Source organism: Rhizobium sp. WYCCWR 11128 (genome assembly GCF_013416305.1).
Lineage (GTDB): Bacteria > Pseudomonadota > Alphaproteobacteria > Rhizobiales > Rhizobiaceae > Rhizobium > Rhizobium indicum.
Genome location: NZ_JACCEZ010000003.1, coordinates 156,545 through 182,277 on the forward strand (window position 1 = coordinate 156,545; position 25,733 = coordinate 182,277).

The window sequence follows — 25,733 nt, forward strand, 5'->3', positions numbered from 1 at the left end:
CCGGTCCAGTCCGGCATCGGATGTTCCACCTAACAATCGGAGTCCGATCGTTGCGAATTGCCAAGCTCTCCTATCTGAAAGCGGTTGGCGTCCGGCTTCTGGCCGGCATTCCGGTCTTCCTTCTGGTGACGTTCTCGGCGACGGCTCTGTCGAGCCTGATGCCGGGGTCGGCGGCGCAGCTCATCCTTGGAGAGAACGCGACGCAGGCGCAGATTGATGCGCTGAACAGCCGTTACGGTTACGATCTGCCGGTCTGGGAACGTTATCTCGGCTGGCTCGGGCGGCTTCTTCAGGGAGATCTCGGGCAGACCATGTTCAGCCAGCAGTCCGTGGCAAAACTCCTGGTCGACCGGGCGGCGGTGACGTTCGAGATTGCGCTGCTTGCGATGTTCGTCTCGCTCCTGATCGGCGTGCCGCTCGCCATGTATACGGCCAGCCGGTCGGGCGGCATCGTCGATACGGTGCTGCGGGCGGTCTCCTCGGTCATGCTGTCGATCCCGACTTTCGTCATCGTGGTTCTGCTCGGCTTCGTCTTCGCAATCGTGCTGCGCTGGCTGCCGGCGACCGGCTGGGTCACCTTCAGCGACGATCCGATCGGCAATCTCTATTACGTCGCCTTGCCGGTCATGTGCCTCAGCGTGCACCAGGCAGCCTATTTCTACAGGGTGAGCCGCAGCGAATTCGTCGCGATCCTCCAGGAGGACTATGTCCTCGTTGCCAGAGCCAAGGGCCTGCCGACGCGTTACATCCTGATGCGCCACGTGCTGCGCCCGGCCTCTCCCCAGGTGCTGACGGTGATGGGCCTGTCCATGACCTATCTGCTCGGCGGTTCCTTCATCGTCGAGAGCTATTTCGCGGTGCCCGGCATCGGCTGGACCGTTCTCAATGCGGTCAGCAGCCACGACCTGCCCGTCATGCAAGCCATTCTGTCGCTGACAGTGGTGATCTTCGTCGTGATCTTCATCCTGGTCGATCTCGGTTACGCGCTTATCGATCCGCGGGTGGACGTGTCATGAGCCGCCTCCAGCCAACACAAACGGACCTCGTGCCCGGCGAAACGGTCGCATTGGCAGAGACGTTGAATGCCGCGATGCCGAAGACCGCGCGTTTCCGCATGCCGAGCGGCCATCCGATGGAATGGTTCGCCTTCGTGTTCCTGGCGGCCCTGATCGTCTCCTCGGTTTTCGTGGAGTTCATTCCGGGTCTCGTTCGGGCAAGCTTCCCCTATGGCGATTTCTCGCAAGGCCCGGAATGGAGCCTGAACGGCCTGTTCGGAACCGATGCGCTCGGGCGCAGCATCCTGTCCCGCGTGCTTTACGGTGCGCGAACGACGCTCGCCATCGTCTCGGTCGCGACGCTGATCTCGCTGGTGATCGGCATGATCCTCGGAATGCTGGCCGGCTTCTATCGCGGCCCGGTCGAGCGGATCGTCGATCTCTATGCCAACTCCATGGCGTCGCTTCCGCCGATCCTCGTCATCCTGGCGCTAATATCGGTGACCGGAAATTCGGTTTTCACGATGATGCTGGCGCTTGGCCTGCTCGACATCGGAACCTATGCACGCATCGCCAAAGGCGGCGTGATTGCCCAGAACGACCGTGATTACGTGTTGGCAGCACGCGCCATGGGCGCGTCGGACATGCGGCTTCTGCTGCGCGAGATCCTGCCCAATCTCGTTCCGGCGCTGACGGCCATCGTTCCGCCGCTGATGGCGGGGCTGATCATCACCGAGGGATCGCTGAGCTTTCTCGGTTACGGCATTCCGGCGCCGGCGCCGAGCTGGGGCGGGATGATCGCCAGCTCGACCGACCTGCTCAGCCGCTTTCCACTGCTGATCTTCGGACCGATCGTCGCCATCGTGCTGACGGTCTATTCGCTCAATACGGTCGGGGATTGTCTGGCCCGTCGCATGAACCATCGCGGCAGGGAACTCTGATATGAATGAGGCAGCGAACACCACCCCGGTCCTCGATTGTCACGAGCTCTCCTGTCATTTCAGGTCGCCGTTCGGGCCGATCCGCGTACTGCACGACGTGAGCTTCAGCATCCCGCCGCGCACGACGCTCGGCATCGTCGGAGAATCCGGCGCGGGCAAATCCATGCTGGTCAAGACGATCATGGGCATTGCGCCGGAGGGCATGAAAACCAGCGGTCGCATCCTCGCCGACGAGACCGATCTGTCGACGCTTAACGAGACGAAACGCCGCGCCTTTCTCGGCCGCAAGTTCGGGATGGTTTTCCAGAACCCGATGACATCCCTCAATCCGTTCGTGCGGGTGGGGCGGCAGATCGAAGAGGCGAGCCGCTTCCATCTGCGGCTTGGAAAGGCGCAGGCGAAGGCGCTCGCGATCGAACTGCTGGCAAGCGTCGGCATTCCCGATGCCGCGGAATGTTACGGGCATTATCCGCATCAGTTTTCGGGCGGCATGAAGCAGAGGATCATGATCGCCACGGCACTTGCCTGCCAGCCGGATCTGCTGATCGCCGACGAGGCGACGACCGCGCTGGATGTGACGGTTCAGAAGGAAATTCTCGATCTGCTGCAGGTTATCCAGCAGCAGCGGCAGATGTCGATGATCCTGGTGACGCACAATCTGGGCGTCGTCGCAGGCCGCACCGACGACATCCTCGTGCTCTATGGCGGGCATGTCGTGGAATACGGTCCGACGGACACCGTCTTTTCCCATCCGCGCCATCGCTATACCGAGGCTCTGCTTTCGGCGATGCCGCGCATGGACCAGCCGGCTCATACGAAACTGCGCACGATCCCGGGCCGTCCGCCCGATCTTGCCAACCCCGCGCCGGGATGCCCGTTCGCACCGCGCTGTCCCGCCGCCGAGGCCCGCTGCCATGTCTCGATGCCGCCGATGACGACCAGTGCGGACGGCAAGCACCGCTTCGCCTGCTATGTGCCTGTTCAAACCGGCGATGCAGCCGACACTGCGGTCGAAAGGAGGGCATTGTCATGAATGACGAGGCTTCCGGCCAGGCCGTCGATACAAGTGCCGCAACGCATGCCTTCGCTGCTTTCCTGCGCGACGACGCGCTTTTGAAGGTACGCGATCTCTCGGTCAGATACCGGCGCGGCGGCAAGATCTTTGTTGCGGTCGACGGCGTCTCCTTCGACGTGGCTCCTGGGGAAACGCTCGGTCTCGTCGGAGAGTCGGGCAGCGGCAAGACGACCATCGGCCGTGCCCTCCTGAAGCTTCTGCCGAAGGCGGACACGCGTATCGACGGCCACGTCGAATATGACGGCCTAAATCTTGCCGACCTGTCTGCTTCCGATCTTCGCGCCATCCGCAGCAAACTGCAGATGATCTTCCAGGACCCGATTTCTTCTTTCAATCCCCGCCGCAAGGTGCAGGATATCGTCGGAGAAGGCCTCGAGATCCAGGGCATCCGCAAAGCGGAAAGACTGGAAAGGGTCGATCGTGCGCTCAACGATGTCGGCATGAGCCGGACGATGGTGGAGGGCCGCAGGCCGCATCAGTTTTCCGGCGGCCAGTGCCAACGCATTGCGATCGCGCGGGCGCTCGCCGTTGGGCCGGAGCTGATCGTCTGCGACGAGCCGGTTGCATCTCTTGATGTGTCGGTGCAGGCGCATGTGATCAATCTTCTGCAGGATATCCGCCAGAAGCGTAACCTGGCGCTGATCTTCATTTCCCACGATCTCGCCGTCGTGCGCAATGTCAGCGACAGGGTCGCCGTCCTCTACATGGGCAGGATCGTCGAGATCGGAACCGGCGATGCCATCTATCAGCGTCCGGCGCATCCCTATACCCGCATGCTGCTGGAAGCAGTCCCGGTTCCCGATGCCAGCCGGAAGATCGTGCCGAGCGCAACCCCGACGCAGGCCTTGTCGCGGAGCGCGCCGCCGTCCGGATGCCGGTTCCGCCTGCGTTGCCCACGCGCTCAGGCGGTCTGTGCAGCGCAGGAACCGAAGCTTGCGGCGATGCCCTACGGCCAATTCGCGGCCTGTCATTTCCCTCACGACGAGCCGGCGCCCGGAATGAAGACGGCGGAACAAGCGTGATGGAAAAAGCCCCTGATGCATTCGAAGAAAAGAGGCTGGCAAGCGGCAACGCGCGCTCGGAACAGGATACCGGAGCTGCGAGGCGCGCTGCTTTCTGTGCCAATGTGTTCGATGTCATGGTCCGGCTCTACGGCGAGCCCGGCATCGCGTCCTGGTGCCTCGAAGCCCAGAACAGTCACGCGGTGGACGTGCCGTCCCTGCTGTTCTTCGCTCTTGCAGATAGTGACGGACACGGCGCGGATGACGGCGAGATGCAGCGGCTTCTGGAACGTGCCGGCGAATGGCGCTCGCTTTTCGTCCTGCCGTTGCGGCATCTTCGGCTAACCCTGCGTCAAGGCCGCAGGAAGGTGGCAGAGATTGAATTTTACGAGCAGATCAAGGCAGCGGAGCTGGAGGCGGAACGGTTGCAAGTCCGGCGTCTGGCCGACGACTTTCTCCCGCTCGAAGGGCCGGGCGGGCTGGCGGCCCGTTATCTCGAAACGATTGCCATGCCGGAATCCAAGGCAGGGGCGTTGATCGGGCGGCTTCGAGACGCCACCAAAGCCGTGTGCCACGGCTTTCCCCATCATGCGCATTGAGGATCTGAAGACATCATGAGCGATTTCGACGCCGTCAGGACCGGAACCATCGTCACCGAAGAAGGTGTCGCGGAAAACTCCGTCGCCGTCACTGATGGCATTGCCGCTGCGATCGAGACAGGCTGCGCTCCCGGCGCGCGACGTGTTCGATTTCGGCACTTACTTTCTCACACCTATCGAGCTTCAAGGACATCGAGATGAACGCCATAATTTTAGACGGTGACAGCCTGACGATCAAAGATACCGTTCGCATCGCGCGCCGGGGCGCCAAGGTAGCGCTCGCCGATGCCGCGCGCGCCGAAATCATCAAGGTGAGAAACTATATCGAGGAAAACTGGCTGACCGAAAACGCGCCGCCAACCTACGGCTTCAATACCGGCGTCGGCAAGCTCAAGGATTATGCCATCAACCAGGCCGATAATGACCGCTTCCAACGCAATATCGTGCTCTCTCATTGCTCCGGCATCGGAGAGCCGGCGTCGGAAGAAATCGTCCGCGCCATGATGGCCGTCCGCATCAACGCCTTCTGCCTCGGGGTTTCCGGCCTGCGGATCGAGGTGGTCGATCGTCTCGTTGAGATGCTGAACCGCGGCGTTCACCCTGTGGTGCCGATCCAGGGATCGGTTGGCGCGTCTGGCGATCTGGCGCCGCTCGCCCACATGGTTTCGGTGCTGATCGGCTATGAGGAGGCGGAAGCCTATTACCAGGGCGAACGCATGCCAGCGCCGCAGGCGTTGGAAAAAGCCGGCATCTTCCCAATTGCTTTCGATCTCAAGGCGAAGGACTGCCTTGCCCTCATCAATGGCAACAGCCTCTGCGCGGCCATGGCGGTTCTCAACCTCCACGACGCCGAGATGCTGATGAAGACGGCCGATGCGGCCGGTGCGCTCAGTCTGGAGGCGATCCGCGGCGAGCAGGCAGCATTCGATCCCCGCATTCATCTCGTGCGCAAGCAGCCCGGGCAGATCGCGACTGCGGAAAATATCCGTCGCATTATCGAGGGTAGCCGTCGCACGACCGAGGCAGCACGTGCAGTGTGCCTCGAGGACGATATTCTGCATCCGAAACACACCGCCCGGATCCAGGATCAGTATTCCTTCCGTTGCCTGCCGCAGGTGCATGGAAGCTGCCGCGACCAGTTGGAGCACGCCAAGGAGCTGATCACGCGCGAGCTCAACGCCGCGACCGATAATCCGCTCGTCTTCTGGAACGAACTCGGCGCGCTGGAATTCCTGTCCGGCGGCAACTTTCATTGCGAACCCATCGCGTTTGCCATGGACTTGTTGACGATCGCTTTGGTGGAAATCGGCAATATTTCCGAGCGCCGCCTGTTCTCGCTTTGCGACACGACATTGAACTACGGTCTGCCGCCGAACCTTGCCGGCAAGCCGATCGGCCTCAATTACGGCTATGGCATCATCTCGACGGCTGCGGCGTCCGTCGCATCGGAAAACAAGACGCTGGCTTTCCCCGCGGTTGCCGATACCATCCCAACCAAGAGCAGCCAGGAAGACCATGTTTCGATGGCGACATGGGCATGCCGCAAGACACGCCAGGTGGTCGACAACATGCCGAAGATCCTTGGTGTCGAATGCCTGCTTGCGGCCCGCGCCATCTTCCTGACCGAAGAGGCGCTCGGCGGCTACAAGCTCGGAGCCGGCAGCCAGGCGCTCTATGACGCGCTTCGCGACGCGATCCCGTTCCAGCAGGAGGACAGCTACATGCCCAAGCAGACCACACCGGCTCTCGAGATCGTGCGGTCCGGCGCATTTCTCGAGGCCATCGAGAACAAGATCGGCGCGCTGAAATAGGCGGTCGGCTGATTTCGGCTGCGGCCGCATCATGAGGCGCCGGCATTTCATCGCCGCCTGCAATTCCCTGACCGGAGACAACCATGTTCGATGATCTGATAATGCCGCCAGCCGACAAGATCCTGTCGTTGATGCCGATTTTCCGGCAGGACAGTCGTTCGAACAAGATCGATCTCGGCGTCGGAGTCTACCGGGACGCCTCCGGTACGACGCCGATCCCGCGGGCGGTGAGAGAGGCAGAAAAACGAATCCATACCGCGCAGACGACCAAAACCTATGTCGGCCCGGCCGGGGATCCTGTTTTCTGCGATCTCATCGGCAGGCTTGTCTTCGGCGAGGCCGCACCATGGGAGCGAATTCGCGGCATCCAGACGCCGGGCGGGGCAGGCGCCTTGACTGTGCTCGCCGGCCTGATCTGCCTGGCGCGCCCGGGTGCTGCGGTGCATGTGCCCGACCCGACCTGGGTGAACCATGTGTCGATCCTTGAAGACAACGGGCTTCGGGTCGTCACTTACCCGTACCTCGATAGCCGAACAGGCGAGGTGGATTTCGACGCCCTGCTCGATCATTTCTCACGGTCGGAGCGGGGCGACATCGTGTTGCTGCACGGCTGCTGCCACAATCCGACGGGCGCCGACCCGAGCCGTTCGCAATGGCAGGCGCTGGCGGAGATCATCGCCGTACGCGGGCTCGTTCCGCTGGTCGATATCGCTTATCAGGGGTTTGGCGACGGTCTCGAGGACGACGCCTTCGTCGTGCGGCTGCTCGCCGGCATGGTTCCGGAAATGCTCGTCTCCTCGTCATGCTCGAAGAATTTCGGAATCTATCGCGAGCGTACAGGTGCTGCATTCATTCTCGCCGCCAACGCGGATCGGGCGGATGCAACCAAGGCGCAGCTCACGGTGCGAGCCCGTGTCGTCTATTCGATGCCGCCGGATCATGGCTCGGCTATCGTTCGCGCCGTCCTGGAAGACCCTGCACTCGCGGCCGACTGGCGCGCCGAACTGGACGATATGCGCTCCAACATTCTGTCGCTGCGCCAGGGGCTTGCTGCCTCGTTCCGGCGTTTCACCAATGGCAGCGACTACGATTTCCTCGCCAGGAACAAAGGCATGTTTTCGCTGATCGGTCTGACACCCGGAGAAGCCGTGATGCTGCGCGAGCGCCACGCCATCTACATCGTCGAGGACGGACGCATCAATGTCGCCGGGCTGCAGGCCAGCCAGATCGACACCTTTGCGGAAGCCGTTCTGGCAGTTCGTGGGAAACGCTGATTGGCATCTGTTTGAGGCCAGAGACAAGAACTATTCGTGCTTCCTTCCGCCGACGGCGTTCCTTACAATCTCGCCAGTCCTCCCCCGAGCCCTGGAAATGAGGTTTTCATGAGCACGCTTACCCGCTTCTCCGTTCAGCCGCTCTCGACCATGACCCGCCGTCTTGCCGATGTCGCCTCCGCTCGTCGCGAACCCGACCTGGTCATCCAGGGCGCACGCGTCTTGTCCACCTATTCGGAGCGCTTTCTCGACGGACGCGAAGTCTGGATTTCGGGGGGCCGCATCGCAGCCGTTAAGCCGGCCGGCAGCTACAGAGGCGGGAGCGCCAAGCTCTACGACGCCAGGGGCGGCATCATCGCCCCGGGCCTGGTCGATCCGCATATCCATATCGAATCCTCGATGGTGACGGCCTGCGCCTATGCCGAAGCGGCGCTCCTCAACGGCACGACGACGATCTTCTGCGACAGCCACGAGATAGGCAATGTCATGGACGTCGCCGGCGTCGAGGCCATGCTTGAGGACGCACGGCAGGCGCCGCTGTCGATCTTCCTGACCGTGCCGAGCACCGTGCCGGCGACGACGCCGGATCTGGAAACAGCCGGCGGCGACCTGACGCCGGATAAGATCGCCGCCCTGTTCGACAAGTGGCCGGAAGCCGTGGCTCTCGGCGAGAAGATGGATTTCGTCCCCGTTGCGATGGGTGACGAGCGCAGCCATGCGATCCTGGCTGCAGCACTCGGGCGCGGCAGGCCGGTGTCGGGCCATGTCTACGGACGAGAGTTCGTTGCCGCCTATGCCGCATCCGGCGTTACCGACACGCATGAAGCCATCGACCGCGACATTGCCGACGACTTGCTGGAAGCCGGCGTGTGGCTCTTCCTGCGCGGCGGTCCGCCGACGACTCCCTGGCATTCGCTGCCGCAGGCGATCAAGACGATCACCGAGCTCGGCGCCTCCCACAAGCGCGTCGCCGTCTGCACCGACGACCGTGATGCCGAAGATCTGCTCGCCTTCGGCCTGGATTGGGTAACGCGCGAAGCCGTGAAATACGGCATGAGACCGGAACAGGCCTGGGCGATGGGTTCGCTGCACGGCGCGACGCGGTTCGGCATGGAAGGCGAAATCGGCGGTCTGGGCGGCGGGCGCCGCGCCGACCTAGTGCTTCTCAGCGACGACCTTACGCCTGTTAGCACCTGGTATGGCGGCGAGCTCGTCGTCGACAGTAAGAAGATCACGCCGATCCTCGACGAAGCCTTGTCGAAACCGTATCGCTATCCGGATGCCGCCTACCACACGGTCAAACTGCCAAAAAATCTCAAGCTGACACCGGACCTGCCGACGGAGACGGTCGTCGCTCATACGATCAAGACGGAGCTGCCTGGCATTACCCTCGGCCATGTCACCGTCACGCTGGAACCGGCCAATGACTGGCAAGCCCATTTCGACAAGCACGACCTCTGCTTCGTGACGGTGGTGGAACGTCACGGCAAGTCTGCCGGCAATGTCGCCCACGGCCTGCTCAACGGCTTCGGGCTCAGACAAGGCGCGGTCGCATCCTCGGTCGGCCACGACAGCCACAACATCATCGTCGCCGGCACGAATGCCGCGGACATGCAGGTGGCGCTCGACGCGATCGAAGAAAAGCAGGGTGGCGTCTGTGTCGTCATGGACGGCAAGGTGACGGCCATGGTGCCGCTGCCGGTCGCCGGGCTTTTGTCCGACAAGCGCGTGCACCAGGTCGCGGACGAGGTAAAGGCCCTGAAGCTCGAATGGGAAAAGGCAGGCTGCACCATCGCCTATATGGGCTTCAACCTTATCCCGCTGTCGGTCATCCCGGAAATCCGGATAACCGACAAGGGCCTGGTGCTAGTGCCGGAAATGGTGATCTCGCCGCTCTTCGAAAAGGCCTGAACGCTGGCAATCTGATGGTGAAAGAGGTGCGGATCCTTCGCTGCGACGGGGCAGAAAACCGAACTCGTTGCTAGCAAATCGCCATCAGTTACGTATCGAGCGCACGTTGTTTGGCAGTCGAGATCAACTCCTTGAAGTGCATAACAATCCTACCTTCGCGGCTAGCGTCCTCCGCTTCCCAACCGAACTTCCACGCGTCGTGACGCGCAAGCCAATCTCCGAGGGCGCCGGTATCACCAGTAGGCATCCTATGGGCGGCGAGGTATGGGTTTTCGTGGGCCTTCAGGCCGAGCACCCGCGCCCTTGAGCCTGCTTCCTGCAGATCGATCAGCTCTTCAATTGTCATACGCGCGCCCCCACGATGTCGGCGACGGTAGCATCGTGGTCCGCGCATGCAAGTGAATGCTAATTAATGGGTTAATTTGGGACAGTTGCGTGACAAGCTGCGCAGCATAACGATCTGATATAGCAACATAACGTTTCCTGATCGAAGACGTTGCTTTACCGATTGTACCCCTGAGAAAGGCCGCACATACTCTTAGTCATAACAATGACAAAGAGGGTAACATGTTAGAATTCAATATCATGCGGGCTCACGCCGGTCGGCTTTCCATGTCCACCATCGCCGGCATCCTGTTGCTTTGCACCGGCCAAGCGAATGCCGAAACTCTTCGGCTCGCCCACGCGTCAAGCTCGAAGAGCCTCATTCAGGAGGCTGTCGTCATGTTCGCCGACAAGCTCGCCGGCGAAACCAAGGGCGGCCTCACCGTCCAGATTTTTCCAGATGGTCAGTTGGGCGATGAGGGACCGATCGCCGATGGTGTCGGCTCCGGCTCCATCGATATCGGCCTAGGCGGCGTTGCCGATGCGATCGATCCGAAGCTCAACGTCGTCACCTTGCCGTTCTTGTTTTCCGATGCAAACGCGGCGCACACCTTTCTCGACGGACCAGTCGGGAAGAAGGTCTTCGACACGGGTGCCGACAACGGCTTCAAGATGCTGGGAGCGCTTGATTCCGGTTTCCGTCAATTTGCAACCGTCAGCAAATCAATCGCCACACCGGAGGATATCAAGGGTCTGAAGCTGCGGACACCGCCCAACCCCGTCATTCTTGCAACCATCGAACAGCTGGGCGCCCTGCCGCAATCGATTCCATTCGGGGAGGTCTATACCTCGCTGCAATCGCATGTGGTCGACGGCGTGGAGCCGGAAATACGCGATTTCGCGGATCAGAAATGGTATGAGAGCGCGAAGTTCCTATCGGTCTCGAACTATATCTGGACGCCGAATTACTGGTTCATGAACAAGGAGCGCTTCGACGCTCTGAGCCCGGAAAACCAGGCTGCGGTGACCAAGGCAGTCGAAGAGACGACGATGTGGTACCGCGGAAAACTTGACGAGGTCTATGCCCAGGTCATCGAGGACCTCAAGTCGAAGGGCGTCACCGTAACGACGGTGGACACGACACCCTTCCGTGCGATGGTTGATCCTGTTTACGCGAAATTCGGGGCGGAATGGGGGGACGATCTGGTGTCGTCCGTGCGCTCGGCAGCAGCCGGAAAATAGGCAATGCCTACGGCGAGGATGCGATCGGTCCTCCGACGTGTCCTTGCCGCATTCGTTGCTCGTGCACCACTTCCTCCTTTGATGGAAAGCCCCATGAAACGCCTGGCTTCTTCAGCGGTCTTCGTGATGACGATCGTTGGTGTCCTCGTTGTCGTCGCCCTAATCCTTTCTACCGGGCTTGGCGCCGTGGGCCGCTATCTCGGTCTCTCCGGAATCACTTGGTCATTTGAAATGGTCGGCATCCTGTTTTTGTGGACGACCGCGATCGGTGCTGTTCTGTCGGAGGTCGCCGGCGAAAATGTTTCCATCGACGGCAACACGTCCACCAGTGGTCGGAACCGCTGGTTTCGCATCTATCACAATCTCATCCTGCTCACCGTTGCCGCCGCCTTTCTGTGGAGCGGCAAGGCCATGCTTGCGCGCACGGGATTTGTTCCCACTCCCGTCATGCGCGCGCCGAGTTGGACCGTTCAGAGCATCATCGTCTTCATGGGCGCCACTCTGGCTGTCATTGCGATTGCGCGCATCGTTTCAGCATTCCGGGAGCGTGGCCAATGACGCTTCTGGTTCTCTTCGGCGTCTTCGCCATCACGCTCTACACTGGTGTGCCGGTCGCATGGTCGATCGCGTTTTCCACTCTTGTCGTCATTTATTTCGGTCTGGTTCCGCTCCCACCCTCCTGGTTTGCGCAACAGGTCTATATGGGAGCCGATTCCATTTCATTGGCGTCCATCCCGCTGTTTCTCGTCGCCGGCGGCATCATGAACGAGGGTGGCCTGACACGCCGGATCATCGACCTTGCCAATGACATGGTCGGATGGGTGCGAGGAGGATTGGGTGTCGTCAATGTCGCGACCTGCATGATCTATGGCGGAATTACCGGATCGGCCACGGCCGACACGGGTGCTGTCGGCGCCATCATGATCCCGGCGATGGCCGAACGGGGCTATCCAAGAGACTTCGCTGCAGCAGTTACGGCCGCAGCCGGGACGCTCGGCATCATCCTGCCGCCGAGCGTTGTGATGATCATGTACGGGGTCATAACGGATACATCAATCGGTGGGCTATTTGCAGCAGGCATCATTCCGGGTCTTATGTTGGCGGTCACATTCATGCTCACGGCCTGGTGGGTCGGGGTGAAGGAGAACTTTCCAAAGTCGGAGACCCGTCCGACCGTAACAAGCTTCAGCAAGCACCTTTTGCGGGCACTTCCTGCGTTAATGATGCCTATTGCGGTTCTCAGTTCCATGCTGAGTGGGCTTGCGACAACGACGGAAGCTGCATTCGTCGCAGTGGTCTGGGCTCTTCTGGTTGGAGGCGTTCTCTACCGCGAAATCACCTTGGTCGGTCTTTGGAAGATCGGAGTGGAGACGGTGCGCATGACCGGCGCCATCATGATCATCATGGCTGTCTCGGTTCCATTTTCCTGGATATTGACCGTCGAGCAGATTCCCCAATGGACCGCCGGGCTCCTCCATGCCTGGGGAGCCGGCCCGACCATCACGATCCTACTGATTCTGGCGCTTTTGACCTTCGTCGGGACCTGGGCGGACCTTGGGCCTTCGCTGATTATCCTCGCACCGATATTACATCCGATCGGCATCGAAGCCGGATTACAGCCCTATCAGCTTGGTCTGATCTTCACCATGGCGCTGGGTATCGGATTGTTCACCCCACCGGTGGGCACCAACATCTTCGTCGTCTGCAACGTCGCCAAGGTCGGGGTGAACGCGGTTACGCGCAGGCTTATCCCCTTCTTCATTACCAGCAACATCTGCCTCCTGCTCGTCGCCTTCATTCCGGAGACGACGGAATGGCTGCCGCGCTACTTCGGGTTCTAGCAACCGTCCGTGGCCGCAACGAATGGACAAATACGATGACGACACATCTGGTTGGGGGAATCTCCAGCGCCGGGCGGGCCTTGCCACCCATGGACGGCAAACCCTTTGTCGCCCGACGGTCCCAAGGTGCCTATATCTGGGACGACAGACAGCGCCAGTATATCGATACGGCGCTCGGATTTGGGGCGACGGTGATCGGCCATGCGAATCCGCTGGTTGTCAAGGCAGTCACTGCCGCCCTGCGCAATGGGCCGATGCCGGCCTTTGCCCATGATGGAGAGGAGGAAGCTGCCAGCGTGCTGACCGCGGCGACGCAGCATTTGTCGCGGGCGATCTTTACCAATACCGGCAGTGAGGCTGTTCATCTCGCTTGCCGACTCGCTCGCGCTGCCACGGGCCGCTCCTATATCGCAAAAATGGCTGCGGGCTATGATGGCTGGTATGACGACGTCACGCTAGGCCAGGCGGGATCCGCCGATGCGGCAATGCTCACAAACGCAAGGCCGGTGCACGAGCGAACCACGCTGCTGCGCTTCAACGACTTCGATGACGTCGATCAACTGTTCGCGGAAAACAGTGGCATCGCTGCCGTCATCCTGGAACCGATGCTGGCCAATGCGGGATGCATCCCGGCAGCGCCCGGCTATCTTGCTCATGTGGAAGCGACGGCGCGGCGCCATGGCGCGCTTGTCATTCTCGACGAAGTGCTGATGGGATTTCGCACGCGATTCGGGCTGACGGGGCATAGCATGGAGGTGGAAGCAGATCTGGCCACCGTGGGCAAAGCCATCGGCAGTGGCGTCGCAGTGGCCGCAGTCGTCGGTCGACCCGACCTCATGGCGCTTGCAGAAGAGGGTACAGTCAACCGCGCCGGGACTTACAGCGGCAATCCTGTGGCCACAGCCGCCGTCACCGCAACGTTTCAGGTTCTGAGAGACCTCAATTACGCCGCCTTGCTGGCGCGCGGCGAGCGGTTAAGGCATGGCATAAATTCAGCTTTTGCCAGTTATGGTAGGGCGGTTACGACCTCGGGGGAAGGCTCTGTATTTACAATCTGGTTTGCCGATAGCCCGCCCTCGAACTACACAGAGACACTGAGCAGGGCAAATGCCGTCATGACCCTCAAACTTCATGAGGCGCTACGCCGCCGCGGGCTGTTGATCATGCCGTTTGCCTTCGGTCGTCTCTATCTTTCCGATGCCCACACCGATGGCGTTATCGACGACATGATCGGTATTTTTGAAGACGCGGCAAGAGACATGGCGGCTTAGCCAATTTGCTGTTTTGGGACCTTGAAACCCATATGCCTTGCAACTGGCCGTTCGCCGGATCGCGACCCTGATCACGGCGACAGTAGATAGTGTCAAAGCTGCTGAAAATGCGAGCGGACGAAGCTGGCGACCGTGCGAACAGCGGCGCGCGCGCCATGTGGAACGAGAAGGGCGATCTCAAGCGGTTTCAGCGACGGCAGGCCGTCGTCTTCCGCGGTCAGACGGCGGTGTCGCGAAGCGACAACCGAGGCCGGCAAAGCTGTAACCGCGGCACCCGCATCCAGCGCCGCCTGAATCGACGGCAGATGTGAGGATGTCCATGCCGCTCGCCATCCAATGCCGGCCTGGGTGAGAGCGTGGACGATATGGGGCCGTGCTCGACAATCCTTCTCCGGAAACAGGGCAAGAGGGAGAGGCCGCTGTCGCTCAATCTGCCCATCCGGAGGTCCGCACCAGACCAGCGGCTCGCGACGCAGCAACTCGCCGACGATTGAATCCGGGGCGCGAGTGATGATAGCGAGATTGATAGTGCCGTGTTCGACCATCGCCTCGAGGGAGCGAGAGAAATCGCACTGGATCTCGACTTGGATACGGGGATTGGCGCGCGAAAACTCTTCAATCAAAGGCTTGCCAAACAGCTCGATATAGTCGTCCGGCATTCCAAGACGGACATAGCCGCGCATGGCACCTGGATCGAGCGCTGCCAGCGCCTCGTCCTCGATCGCAATGATACGGCGGGCATAGCCAATCAGGATCTCGCCTGTTTCAGTCAGGTGCACGCCGCGTCTTGTCCGGTCAAATAGCTTCCGCCCGATCTGTTCTTCAAAACGGGCAATGATGAGACTGACGGCCGCTTGTGACTTGCCGATCCTCGTCCCTGCTGCAGTAAAGCCACCGGCGTCGGCCACTGCCACGAAGGTCGCGAGCGCATCTGTGTCGAAGTGCTGCATTTTGAACCTTGGAACTCGCTATGGGACGTGCGGCGATCTGATCGTTCCGACTAAGCGAGCTTCACCAAAAGACCGCCGGATTGCAGATATCATTCTCCCTTTCCTCAAGTGAGTAAAGCGCTGGCCATGATGCGAACACCTGGCAATTGGTGATCTTGCCCGCCGAACCTGCATATTGCCGGCCGGCCCCACAGCATGCCTTGCCTTGCTTGAGAAACCGTTCGACGGGCGAATGATTCACCGGATCATTCGCTTGTCCGTCTCACCGTCGATCACCAGGACCGCAAGATCAGCCAATGTCTCAAGGGCATGGACACACACGATGTCGCACAAACCAGCCGCGTCCCAATGACCACGCCCCAGAATAGCCTGCTGCCACCACAGGCCGGTGTCGCCCGCCGCCGCCCCGCATCCAACCCGTCTTGCCGTGACACACAAAATGCAACTGCAATACTAAAGGTCAGCGACTTGTAGATGCATTCGCGTAAATGCGATTAGGCTTTCGATGTGTTGGGCGACAGCTCGGCGAGTTTCCTCGACATCGCCCCGGTCGATCGCCTCGATAATAACGAGGTGTTCCGTGGAGTCCGGCTTCAAGCGATCTTTCAGGCGGTCGATTTCGAAGAGACGCGTGGTCGCCCGAAGCTCCCGCAGTACCTTTGCCATGACCGCGTTACCGCAATGATCGATGATCATGTTATGGAGATTGTCATCCGAGAACCAATGCGCGTCTGTGTGATACGCCGTCGCGCCCAAAAGGTCGTGAATTTCCTGCCGGACGCTCATCAAAAGACGTCGCGGAATGGCGTTGATCGACAATACCGCTGCTTCAGGTTCGATCAACAATCTCAGTTTCAAGCTTTGAAGATACTCGCCGACATCCACCTGTCGCACGACGTAGTTTCGGCCATCGCCCTTGCGAACCAGACCTTCGCCCTCTAGCCTCTGCAGCGCTTCGCGCAGCGGCGTCCTCGAAATCCCGAGTGTCTCGGCAAGCCTTGCCTCAACGATGACATGCCCGCCTTTCAGCCGGCGATGCCGGATCATGTCGGACACGGCCTTGTAGGTCAGCGATGCAAGATTGTGCTGCCCTTTCTCCGCGATTTTCCGACCCGGGGCCGCCAAAGCGTCTGTCACCGTTTGCCATTTCCTTGTTCTTTAGGGCGTTGGCCGCTCGACGCGGCATCGTGCTTTCCTTACGCGATCACTTGTTACATATGATAGCCGATTTGGAAAAGGACTGGAACGAGTGCAGATGGACGATGGTCTGAATGAAGTTGGCGACTCCAGCCTTGCTGACGAAACCTACCGTTCCCTGCTGGCCGATATTCTATCAGCCAGGCTCGCGGGGGGATCGGTCGTCCAGCAACGCCGCCTGGCGACGAAACATGCCGTTTCGCGTTCTCCCATGCGCCACGCGCTGGGACGTCTCGAAGGAGAGGGACTACTTGTCAGAAACGAAAAAGGCGTTCTCTCGGTCAGGGTCATCAGTCTCAAGGACTACCTTGACAGCCTCACCATGAGGATGCTGCTCGAACCAACTGCGGCCGCGCTCGCCAGTCCCCACGTTTCGCGACTTGAACTGGACCCTTTGACAAGGATGCTTGACGAGATCGAGGCCGACCCCGAACCTGACCCTGAGGTGGTCTGGGCGTTTGACGATGCGCTTCACAACTATATCGCAAGCGAGAGCCGCAACCCCTTTATGGCAACCACTATCGGGGAGATGCGGCGCTATACAACGATATTCGAGCGGCAGCTGCCTGTGGTGCGCGCAAAGCCGGGCGTGCGAGAACATCGAGCGATCCTGCTTGCCTTAGCCTCCAACGATGCCGAGGCGGCTCGCCGAGCCATGGCCGATCATCTCGAAGTCGTCCGTCAGGGCGTGCTTGCGAACTACTGAATCGATGAGTTGAGAATGCACTTGCATCTACGTGGGACTTTTGTATAAAAGTGGGATCCCACTTGAATGCACGATCGGGATCCAACGATAAAGAATCGAACTCCAGAGGCTCTCCATGCTCCGTTCACACTTCTCTCGCAGCGTTCTTGCCGCGTCCTTCCTGTCGGTCACAGCGTCTTTTGCCTTCGCTCAATCCTGCGAACCCAAAGTGGCGGCAGGCGAGTTGATCAAGCCCGGCACGCTCGTCATGTCGACCAATCCAACGCTTCCTCCGCTCCAGTTCATCGACTCCACGGGTGATCTGAAGGGCATGCGCATCGACCTCGGCAAAGAGATCGCCAAGCGCCTTTGCCTTGAACCCGAATATGTCCGGATCGAATTCTCCGCGATGGTTCCGGGTCTGCAGGCTGGCCGCTGGGACATGATCAATACGGGCATTTTCTTCACCGAGGAACGCGCCAAGATCATGCAGATGATCCCCTATGAAGATCAGGCCATCAGCATCTCCGTGGCGCCGGATTCGAAGAAAAACGTCGCCGCAAAAGATGATCTGGCCGGCATGACGATCGGTGTCGAAATTGGTGGTTTCGAGGAAACAAAGACACGCCTTCTCGACAAGGAACTGCGTGACGCGGGCAAAGAAGGCTTGACCATCCAGACGTTCGATAATTTCGCCTTGGCCTTCCAGGCTCTGCGGGCAGGCCAGGTCCAGGGTGTCGTGTCGATCGACGCGGTTGCCAAGGAGTACGATTCTCGCGGGGACTTCAAACGGGCAATCAGCGGCCTCTACCCCGCTCCGGTTTCTGTCGCATTCAAAAGCCCGGCTTTGGCTGATGCCGTGTCTGCGACGTTGAAAGACATGAAGGCGGATGGATCTCTGAAGGCGCTCTTTGACAAATACGGTCTGCCGATGGTCGCGGGTGACTATTCGGTCAAAGGCCCCGGCCGCTGAACTGATTTCAAAGATCGTTTAGAGATGAGGCGGGGCGCGACCACGTCGCGCCAAACCTCTTGCAGAAAGTCGTCTTCATGTCGCTTTGGAACTGGTCTGGCTTCTTCGGTTATCTGTTCAACCCCTTTATACTTGGCGGGGTGTTCACGACCGTTTGGCTCACCGTCGTCTCGTTGGCTGCGGGGCTAATTCTTGGTTTTGCCCTTGCATTGATGCGGCGATCGTCGCGGCGGGTGCCATACTACCTTGCCAAGGCGTATATCTGGCTTTTTCGCGGCACGCCGCTTCTTGTACAGTTGATTGCGATCTACACGGCGCTTCCGCTGTTCGGCATCAAGTTCACCGTCATAGAGGCGGCGTTGCTCGGATTGGCTCTCAACGAGGCGGCTTATCTCGCGGAGATCATTCGCGCCGGCATCGAAGCCGTGCCGGAAGGCCAGACCAGGGCAGCGCGCGCGCTCGGCATGACGGAGCGTCAGATCATGCGCTACATCGTCATGCCGCAAGCCTTTAAAGTTATCGTTCCGCCTCTCGGCAATTCGGTGAACGGTCTCTTGAAAACGACCTCTGTCACCTCCGTCATCTCGGTCGAAGAACTCCTTCGCCGGACCCAGGTTCTCATCCAGGAGCGGTTCATGGTGCTCGAACTGTTTGCGGTCGCGGCGATTTATTACCTCCTCCTCACAACACTCTGGGACTTCTTCCAGAGCCATATCGAAAAGCGTCTCGGTCAAGCCGGATCTCGGCTTTCCATTAACGAGAAGCGCTAGAACCAGGATTTTCAAATGCAGAAGACGTTCCGCGGTGTCTACACCGTGATGATTACTCCCTTGGATCCCAGTGGCGCGGTCGATCTGAAGGGGCTGGCTGCCTTTACCGACTGGCAGGTCAAGGAAGGTATCCATGGCCTGATTCCTCTTGGATCGACGGGTGAGTTTCTGTCGCTCAGCGAGGAAGAGCGCGATAGTGTGGCGAGGACCGTCATCGAAACTGTCGCGGGACGGGTGCCTGTTCTGATCGGCACAGGAGCGGAAGATACGCGGGAGTCCATTCGCCTTAGCGTCAAGGCCGAGGCAATGGGAGCTGACGGCGTCATGATTATTCCGCCGTTCTATTCCACCCCAACGGATGACGAACTCGTTCACCACTACAAGAGCATTGCGTCTGCCGTGACCATCCCGATTATGGTCTACAACAATCCCGCGACCGCAAACGTCGATCTGAAGCCAGAGTTGGTCAAGCGCATCGCCGAAATCGACGGCTGTGACTACATCAAGGAGTCCACCCTGGAAGTGACGCGCGTGCGCGATATCATCCGGTTGGCCGGCGACGATATGACTGTGTTCGGGGGTATTCTCGGGTTCGAGTCTTTCGTTATGGGTGCGCAGGGCTGGGTGGCAGTGGCTTCAAATGTTGCGCCAGGACCGATGGCGCGGATCTTCGAACTTGTCGCAAATGAGAAAAAGTTCGATGAGGCAAGAGAGCTTTACCTCAAATGGCTGCCTGTCATTCAGGCGGTCGGGGGCCAGGCCTATGTCGCAGGAACGAAGTCACTGCTGACCCACATGGGATTTGGCGCAGGCCTGCCGCGTCCGCCGCGCCTGCCGTTGCCGCCCGCGCAGGACGCCGCCATGAAGAGGCTGGTGGCCGATTTCGGTCTGACGTTCAGCGTCTGAGGAATTCCATGATGCCCGTCGCTTCCATAAACCAGAGTTTGAGGCCCGACGATGCGCGGGTCAGGCTCTCGGTCGACGGCCTGCAGATATTTGCCGAAAAGGGCATGTCTGTTGCCGCCGCCATCGAGGCGACGGGGCGGCATGAATTTTCCCGAGGCATCAAAGGCGACGGCCGTGGCCTCTTCTGCGGAATGGGTGTCTGTCACGACTGTCTCGTGACGATCGACGGAAAAGTCAGCCAGCGGGCCTGCATGACCACCGTCGACAATGACATGCAGGTCCTGCGCCCTGCTGCTCGGCCCGACCTTGCCACTGGTCAGATTGCCGATCTCTGCAGTGTGCCGCATTCCTTGACGACAAGGACGATGGACGTTCTCATTGTCGGAGCGGGCCCCGCGGGGCTTGCCGCAGCTGAGGTCCTTGCTGCGGCCGGCGCCAAGGTGACTGTCATTGATGAACGGCCGTCTGCCGGCGGGCAGTATTTCAAACAACCCTCAACGCGGAGCGCCGCCGAGCGATTGAGTGGCGACGAGCAGGCTTTATCCGGTGCAGCGCTTATAGGGCAAGTGCGCGGTCATGGCGTGACATTTCTAACCGCTACGGTGGCGTGGGGTGCCGCTCGCGACGACGACGGTTCGCTTATTATCGCCTGCTATGGGTCGGGCCATGCGTTTTACTGCAAGCCGAAAATACTCATCATCGCGACGGGGGCCTACGAACGCCCAACGCCGGTGAGGGGTTGGACACTTCCTGGTGCGATGACAACAGGGGCCGCCCAGACGTTGCTGAGGAGCTATGGCACCGTGCCCGGCCGAAGGATCGTTATTGCCGGAAACGGTCCTTTGAATATGCAGGTCGCAAACGAACTTCGAAAGGCAGGAGCCTCCATAGTCACTTTGCTGGAAGCAGCACCGCCACCCTGGTCTCGGCCGGTGGCAGCCCTCAGCCTTCTGACAACGGATCCCGCCCTCGCCCGCCACGGATTGCGCCAGATATCGTCGCTTAGGTCCGCGGGCGTCAAGATAGGCTGGAATAGCGTGCTCACCTCGATCAACGGTTCGCAACGTGTGGAGAGCGTCACGTTCGCCGGACCAGGCGGTGAGACCAATCTCGATGCTGACACCGTCCTTCTCAGTGGCAATTTCACATCCTCCAATGAGCTGTCCCGGCTACTCGGGTGCGGCCATGAAGTCGTCGACGGCGATCTGCGGGCAGTGCGAGATCTCGACGGTCAGACAACGCTCGCGAACGTGCATATTGTCGGTGAAGCGGCGCGTTTCGGCGGCGCGCATGTTGCGATGGCAGAAGGACGGATCGCCGCCGCAGCGATTGCGCGAAAACTGGGCCTCCTTGTCCAAGCCGATGAAAGCGTGGTGAAAAGGCTTGCCCGCCATCGACGGTTTCAAGAGGCCCTTTGGCAGGTCTTTGCGCCGAAGGACGATGCAAAGACAAAGACGGCAATTCCGCCAGATGATGCATTGATCTGCCGTTGCGAAGGCGTGACTTACGGTGCCTTGAGGACGCTCAGCGCAGATAGTGCGCAGGACGTTTCGACATTAAAGCGCCTGTCGCGTGCAGGCATGGGGCGATGTCAGAGCCGATACTGCGGCAAAGCGATCGCTGACGTCGCGAAAGAACGGCACCTCACTGGCGAAACACGCGGTTTTCTGGCTCCGCAAATGCCACTTCGACCTATTCCGCTTGCAGCGCTTGCGGTCGAAAAGCCAGAATGGGGCGGCCACAAGCGCGCACTTTTGCCGGAAAAACCTCCATTGGCGAGCCCTCAACCTTTGCCGGTGGCGGAAACGTCCACGCTGGTAATCGGCGCGGGCATTGCAGGCCTTTCGACGGCGCTTTTCCTTGCCCGGGAAGGCGAGGACGTTACGGTGGTGGAGCGCGCTTTTGCGAACTCGCTGGCATCAGGAGGGAATGCAGGAAGCCTTCATGCCCAGCTGCTTTCCTTCGACCATGGTGCCCGTGCCGAAGGTGGTGGCGGAGCGGCTGCACAAACACTTCCCCTCCAGCGTGATTCAATCGCTCTTTGGGCCGCGCTGCAAAGCGAGCTCGGACAGGATTTCGAGATGAAGGTCACAGGCGGCCTCATGGTGGCCGAAACCGATGACCACATGCGTTTTCTGGCGGAAAAGGTCGGGGTGGAGTGCGCGGCCGGGATCGATTGCCGCTTGATCGGGCAAGAGGAACTGCGCTCCCTGGAGCCTGCTCTGTCTTCTCACTTCGTCGGCGCTGCCTACTGCTCTGAGGAGGGCAAGATCAATCCTCTCGTCGCTACGCAATATATATTGGAGGCGGCACGGCGAGACGGCGCTCAAGTCTTCGAAAATTGCGAGGTCACCGGAATAAGGACCTCGGACGACGGGTTCGAGGTCAAGACATCGAGGGGCATCTTGCGGACAAAACGGATCGTCAATGCAGCCGGAGCCTTCGCTTCAAGGATCGGCGCTATGCTCGGTGTCGACGTGCCCGTATTCGGCGCTCCGCTGCAGATGGTGGTTACCGAGGCCGCAGCACCTTTGATCTCGTGTCTCGTCGCCCATGCCGACCGCCATTTGACCCTGAAGCAGGCGGCAAACGGGAACTTCATCATCGGCGGCGGCTGGACCGCAGGCCTCGATCCGGTCCATCAACATCCACGCCCGCTCCTGTCGAGCCTTGAGGGGAACCTTTGGGTTGCCCAGCATGTCGTTCCCGCTCTGCGCAAACTTCACGTCATCCGAAGCTGGGCGGCGATGAATATCAACATCGACGGTGCGCCGATCCTTGGCGAACATCCGTCAATGCCCGGGTTCTTCAACGCCGTCACTTCAAACGGCTATACGCTCGGCCCGATCGTCGGCCAGTTGACATCTCGGCTCGTTCTCGGTCGCGAGACCGATAGAGCCTTGCAACCCTTTTCCATCTCGCGTTTCCAGAAAGGCCGGGCATGATTGAGATCACTGGCGTTACCAAATATTACGGTCAGTTCGCTGTCCTTAAGAACTGCTCGGTGAACGTCGAGCGCGGTGAGGTCGTGGTTGTCTGCGGCCCCTCGGGGTCGGGCAAATCGACATTGATCAAATGCGTCAACGGGCTCGAGCAGTTTCAGGAAGGTTCGATCCGGGTGCATGGTATCGAAGTCGGCGACCCGAAGACCGACCTGCCGAACCTTCGCACACGAGTGGGGATGGTCTTCCAGAATTTCGAACTGTTTCCGCATCTGACGATCATCGGCAATATCATGCTGGCGCAGAAGATTGTCATTGGCCGCAGCGAAACGGCAGCCCACGCCAAGGCGATGGGGCTTCTTGATCGCGTCGGGCTGACGGACCACGCGAAAAAATATCCAAGCCAACTCTCCGGCGGGCAGCAGCAGCGCGTGGCGATCGCGCGGGCGCTCGCGATGGATCCGCTCGCCATGCTCTTCGACGAGCCGACGTCCGCGCTTGATCCAGAGATGATTTCCGAAGTGCTCGACGTCATGACCGGACTGGCAAAGGACGGCATGACGATGATGGTCGTCACCCATGAGATGGGATTTGCCCGCCGGGTGGCGACCCGTGTCATTTTCATCGATCAGGGCGAGATCGTCGAGGATCGTCCGAGCGAGGAGTTTTTCGCGGGAAAACACAACCCACGAACCGAAGCCTTCCTTGGCAAAATCCTGCAACACTGAAGGTCAGGCTTGTGAGCAACTACGATCTCATCATTCAGAACGGCACGGTGGCGACTGCTGCGGATGTTTTCCAGGCGGATATCGGCATTAAAGACGGCAAGATTGTCCAGATCGGGCAGAGCCTGTCGGGTGCTGCGCGCACGATCGACGCCTCGGGCAAATATGTCCTTCCAGGCGGCATCGACAGCCATGTCCATATCTCCCAGCCTTCGGGCGACGGGATCGAGATGGCCGACGACTTCGAGAGCGGAACGCTGTCGGCGGTGTTCGGCGGCAATACCACCATCATGCCGTTCTGCCTTCAGGAAAAGGGCAAGTCGCTGCGAGAGGTGCTGACGGCCTATCATGCGCTCGCAGAGGGCCAGTGTTATACCGACGTCAGTTTTCATCTGATCATATCCGACCCGAGCGACGCCGTGCTGGGCCAGGAGTTGCCAGCGCTTGTGGCCGACGGCTATCCGTCGCTGAAGGTCTTCATGACCTATGAGAGCCTGCGCCTCGATGACGCGCAGATACTCAAGACGCTCGATGTCGCGCGACGGACGGGCGCCACCGTCATGGTCCATTGTGAAAACGAGGACGCAATCAGGTTCCTGATCGAAAAACACGAGCTGGCCGGCGACGTTGCCCCACGCGCTCATGCCTCCACCCGTCCGGTCGCCGTCGAACGCGAAGCCACGCACCGCGCCCTGACGCTCGCCGAAATCGTGGACGTTCCCGTTGTCATTGTGCATGTCTCGAACGGCGAGGCGATGGAAGAGATCGCTCGCGCAAGGACGAGAGGTGTCAAGGTCGTCGGGGAAACCTGCCCGCAATATCTGACGCTCACCGCCAAGGACCTCGACGGCATGGATTGGGAGGGCGCGAAACTTGTCTGCTCTCCGCCGCCGCGGGATGAAGATGCCCAGAAAGAATGCTGGCGCGGCATCGAGACCGGGGCATTCGAACTCTTTTCATCCGATCATTGTCCATTCCGCTACGACGACCAGCACGGGAAGCTTAATCCCAAAGGCCGCACGAATTTCAGGCACATTCCCAATGGCATTCCAGGCGTCGAAACCCGCCTTCCCATCCTATTTTCGCAAGGGTTCATGACCGGACGCATCGATCTGCCGCGCTTTGTCGCCCTGACATCAACGAACCATGCAAAGACCTACGGCCTCTATCCACAAAAGGGAACGATTGCCGTGGGGGCGGATGCGGACATCGCGATCTGGGATCCAGCCATCGAACGGACGATCCATCATGCGGACCTGCATGATGGCGCAGACTATTCGCCCTACGAGGGGATCGAGATCACCGGCTGGCCGATAACGACGATTGTCGCCGGAAAGCCTGTCGTCGAAAACGGCATCCTGGTGGGCACTAAGGGCCACGGGCAATATCGGAAAGCCGCGGCGAGACAAATCAACAAGCAGTCAAATCTAACAAGAGCGACATCATGAAACTGAAAATTACAGCAGGGCCATTCATCTTCGACGCTGTCCTGGAAACTGCCAGAGCGCCCAAAACCTGTGAAGCATTCATCAAGCAGATGCCGTTCGATGGTAAAATCGTGCACGTTCGCTGGTCTGGCGAGGGCGTTTGGATCCCGCTTGGCGACCATGATTTCGGCGTCGGTTATGAGAACCATACAAGCCATCCGGCCCCCGGTCATATCATCCTTTACCCGGGAGGCATTAGCGAAACGGAAATCCTGCTTGCCTATGGAGGCGTCGATTTTTCATCGAAAATGGGCCAACTGGCTGGCAATCATTTCATCACAATCACATCCAATCTCGACCAACTCGCCGAAATAGGGCGCCTCACGCTGTGGGAAGGCGCGCAATCCATTCGATTTGAGGCCGTATCCTAGAGCAATTCCAGCAAAAGTGCACAGCGGTTTTGCGTCCGGAATTGCATGAAAACAAAGAGATAGAGCACTTCCGCGATTCGAAGAAAAACGGAAGTGCTCTAGGCGCAATAGCGCGAGGCGACAGGTTGCAGTCGACGTGCCAGCGCCGCCTAACGCAGCGGTTGGCACGTTTCCTGCATTCTATTCGTCGAGATTTCCAAATGTTGGACGAGGCCCAAAATGTCTTTTGATTTTGACTTCGAACTTGCGAAAAGAGCGGCGCAAGAACTGCCTCCGTCGCAGAAGCAGCCAAAAACGCGTAAGATGTCTCTTCTACAGAGGCTCATGGCTTCGCCGCCAATTCCTCCTCGTCCGTCTCTCAGCATTCTGCGCACATATAGAGGTGGTGATGCGCAATGACGCTGCGATACCCCTGTCGAGCAGGTAAGGCGGTGCTGTGCCG

24 protein-coding genes and 1 pseudogene are annotated in these 25,733 nt (G+C 59.9%); 21 read left to right on the top strand and 4 right to left on the bottom strand.

Translation table 11 applies throughout. The features are described 5' to 3' along the window. Positions 1-20 precede the first annotated feature (20 nt). From HX898_RS13115 to HX898_RS13155, 9 genes are all read left to right on the top strand, one after another. Entirely contained in the window at positions 21-1,016 is a 996-nt protein-coding gene (locus HX898_RS13115) for an ABC transporter permease (RefSeq protein ID WP_138331788.1), read from the top strand. Further along, a complete protein-coding gene (locus HX898_RS13120) occupies positions 1,013-1,936 on the top strand; it encodes an ABC transporter permease (RefSeq protein WP_171600188.1) in 924 nt (307 codons plus the stop codon). Before HX898_RS13115 ends, HX898_RS13120 begins: the two co-directional genes overlap by 4 nt. A 1-nt stretch (position 1,937) precedes the next feature. Continuing rightward, complete coding sequence (locus HX898_RS13125) at positions 1,938-2,969, top strand: ABC transporter ATP-binding protein (RefSeq protein ID WP_180194832.1); 1,032 nt, start codon at positions 1,938-1,940, stop codon at positions 2,967-2,969. After that, a complete protein-coding gene (locus tag HX898_RS13130) occupies positions 2,966-4,033 on the top strand; it encodes an ABC transporter ATP-binding protein (RefSeq protein WP_180194833.1) in 1,068 nt (355 codons plus the stop codon). The genes HX898_RS13125 and HX898_RS13130 overlap by 4 nt, the downstream gene beginning before the upstream one ends. Beyond that, entirely contained in the window at positions 4,033-4,611 is a 579-nt protein-coding gene (locus HX898_RS13135; RefSeq protein WP_180194834.1) for a TIGR02444 family protein, read from the top strand. The genes HX898_RS13130 and HX898_RS13135 overlap by 1 nt, the downstream gene beginning before the upstream one ends. A gap of 15 nt (positions 4,612-4,626) precedes the next feature. Further along, positions 4,627-4,812 carry a hypothetical protein gene (locus tag HX898_RS13140; protein ID WP_180194835.1) on the top strand — a complete coding sequence of 62 codons (186 nt, stop codon included), beginning with the start codon at positions 4,627-4,629 and terminating at the stop codon, positions 4,810-4,812. Then, positions 4,809-6,422: a histidine ammonia-lyase gene (gene hutH / locus HX898_RS13145; protein WP_180194836.1), complete on the top strand. Its 1,614-nt coding sequence runs from the start codon at positions 4,809-4,811 to the stop codon at positions 6,420-6,422. Before HX898_RS13140 ends, hutH begins: the two co-directional genes overlap by 4 nt. Before the next feature lie 83 nt (positions 6,423-6,505). Further along, positions 6,506-7,696, top strand: a complete 1,191-nt coding sequence (locus tag HX898_RS13150; protein ID WP_180194837.1) for an amino acid aminotransferase — start codon at positions 6,506-6,508, stop codon at positions 7,694-7,696. A gap of 108 nt (positions 7,697-7,804) precedes the next feature. Continuing rightward, positions 7,805-9,607, top strand: a complete 1,803-nt coding sequence (locus HX898_RS13155) for an adenine deaminase C-terminal domain-containing protein (protein ID WP_180194838.1) — start codon at positions 7,805-7,807, stop codon at positions 9,605-9,607. A gap of 88 nt (positions 9,608-9,695) precedes the next feature. Here the strand turns inward: HX898_RS13155 and HX898_RS13160 are convergent, their stop codons facing one another. Beyond that, positions 9,696-9,953 carry a CrpP-related protein gene (locus HX898_RS13160; RefSeq protein WP_180194839.1) on the bottom strand — a complete coding sequence of 86 codons (258 nt, stop codon included), beginning with the start codon at positions 9,951-9,953 and terminating at the stop codon, positions 9,696-9,698. A 221-nt stretch (positions 9,954-10,174) separates the two neighbouring features. Here HX898_RS13160 and HX898_RS13165 point away from each other — a divergent pair, with 221 nt between their 5' ends. The 4 genes from HX898_RS13165 to HX898_RS13180 all read left to right on the top strand — a co-directional run bounded on the left by HX898_RS13165 (position 10,175) and on the right by HX898_RS13180 (position 14,285). Next, positions 10,175-11,173 (top strand): TRAP transporter substrate-binding protein, encoded by a 999-nt coding sequence (locus HX898_RS13165; RefSeq protein WP_180194840.1) that lies wholly within the window; start codon positions 10,175-10,177, stop codon positions 11,171-11,173. Between the two features lie 93 nt (positions 11,174-11,266). Next, positions 11,267-11,731 (top strand): TRAP transporter small permease, encoded by a 465-nt coding sequence (locus HX898_RS13170; protein WP_062941283.1) that lies wholly within the window; start codon positions 11,267-11,269, stop codon positions 11,729-11,731. Next, on the top strand, positions 11,728-13,014 hold the full coding sequence (locus HX898_RS13175) for a TRAP transporter large permease (RefSeq protein ID WP_138331798.1): 1,287 nt from the start codon (positions 11,728-11,730) through the stop codon (positions 13,012-13,014). The genes HX898_RS13170 and HX898_RS13175 overlap by 4 nt, the downstream gene beginning before the upstream one ends. Continuing rightward, positions 12,987-14,285, top strand: coding sequence for an aminotransferase class III-fold pyridoxal phosphate-dependent enzyme (locus HX898_RS13180; protein WP_180194841.1), 1,299 nt, complete (start codon positions 12,987-12,989; stop codon positions 14,283-14,285). The genes HX898_RS13175 and HX898_RS13180 overlap by 28 nt, the downstream gene beginning before the upstream one ends. A gap of 92 nt (positions 14,286-14,377) precedes the next feature. On the opposite strand, the gene HX898_RS13185 is transcribed toward HX898_RS13180, so the two are convergent. The 3 genes and pseudogenes from HX898_RS13185 to HX898_RS13195 all read right to left on the bottom strand — a co-directional run bounded on the left by HX898_RS13185 (position 14,378) and on the right by HX898_RS13195 (position 16,372). After that, the gene (locus HX898_RS13185; protein WP_011653844.1) at positions 14,378-15,235 is read right to left on the bottom strand and encodes a LysR substrate-binding domain-containing protein; all 858 of its coding nucleotides are present in this window, start codon (positions 15,233-15,235) and stop codon (positions 14,378-14,380) included. Positions 15,236-15,359: 124 nt separating this feature from the next. Then, positions 15,360-15,659 (bottom strand): annotated as a pseudogene (locus HX898_RS13190) (transposase); the annotation flags it as partial. A 29-nt stretch (positions 15,660-15,688) separates the two neighbouring features. Continuing rightward, positions 15,689-16,372 carry a GntR family transcriptional regulator gene (locus HX898_RS13195; RefSeq protein WP_029870938.1) on the bottom strand — a complete coding sequence of 228 codons (684 nt, stop codon included), beginning with the start codon at positions 16,370-16,372 and terminating at the stop codon, positions 15,689-15,691. 112 nt (positions 16,373-16,484) lie between these two features. Here HX898_RS13195 and HX898_RS13200 point away from each other — a divergent pair, with 112 nt between their 5' ends. The 8 genes from HX898_RS13200 to HX898_RS13235 all read left to right on the top strand — a co-directional run bounded on the left by HX898_RS13200 (position 16,485) and on the right by HX898_RS13235 (position 25,291). Next, entirely contained in the window at positions 16,485-17,138 is a 654-nt protein-coding gene (locus tag HX898_RS13200; protein WP_180194842.1) for a GntR family transcriptional regulator, read from the top strand. 115 nt (positions 17,139-17,253) lie between these two features. Beyond that, entirely contained in the window at positions 17,254-18,090 is an 837-nt protein-coding gene (locus tag HX898_RS13205; RefSeq protein WP_180194843.1) for an ABC transporter substrate-binding protein, read from the top strand. Between the two features lie 77 nt (positions 18,091-18,167). Further along, the gene (locus tag HX898_RS13210) at positions 18,168-18,860 is read left to right on the top strand and encodes an amino acid ABC transporter permease (RefSeq protein WP_180194844.1); all 693 of its coding nucleotides are present in this window, start codon (positions 18,168-18,170) and stop codon (positions 18,858-18,860) included. Positions 18,861-18,875: 15 nt separating this feature from the next. Further along, complete coding sequence (gene dapA, locus HX898_RS13215) at positions 18,876-19,766, top strand: 4-hydroxy-tetrahydrodipicolinate synthase (protein WP_180194845.1); 891 nt, start codon at positions 18,876-18,878, stop codon at positions 19,764-19,766. After that, on the top strand, positions 19,763-22,711 hold the full coding sequence (locus HX898_RS13220; protein WP_180194976.1) for an FAD-dependent oxidoreductase: 2,949 nt from the start codon (positions 19,763-19,765) through the stop codon (positions 22,709-22,711). The genes dapA and HX898_RS13220 overlap by 4 nt, the downstream gene beginning before the upstream one ends. Beyond that, positions 22,708-23,436 carry an amino acid ABC transporter ATP-binding protein gene (locus HX898_RS13225; protein ID WP_180194846.1) on the top strand — a complete coding sequence of 243 codons (729 nt, stop codon included), beginning with the start codon at positions 22,708-22,710 and terminating at the stop codon, positions 23,434-23,436. Before HX898_RS13220 ends, HX898_RS13225 begins: the two co-directional genes overlap by 4 nt. Before the next feature lie 11 nt (positions 23,437-23,447). After that, a complete protein-coding gene (hydA, locus tag HX898_RS13230; RefSeq protein WP_180194847.1) occupies positions 23,448-24,881 on the top strand; it encodes a dihydropyrimidinase in 1,434 nt (477 codons plus the stop codon). Then, on the top strand, positions 24,878-25,291 hold the full coding sequence (locus tag HX898_RS13235; protein ID WP_018072093.1) for a DUF3830 family protein: 414 nt from the start codon (positions 24,878-24,880) through the stop codon (positions 25,289-25,291). Before hydA ends, HX898_RS13235 begins: the two co-directional genes overlap by 4 nt. Positions 25,292-25,733 lie beyond the last annotated feature (442 nt).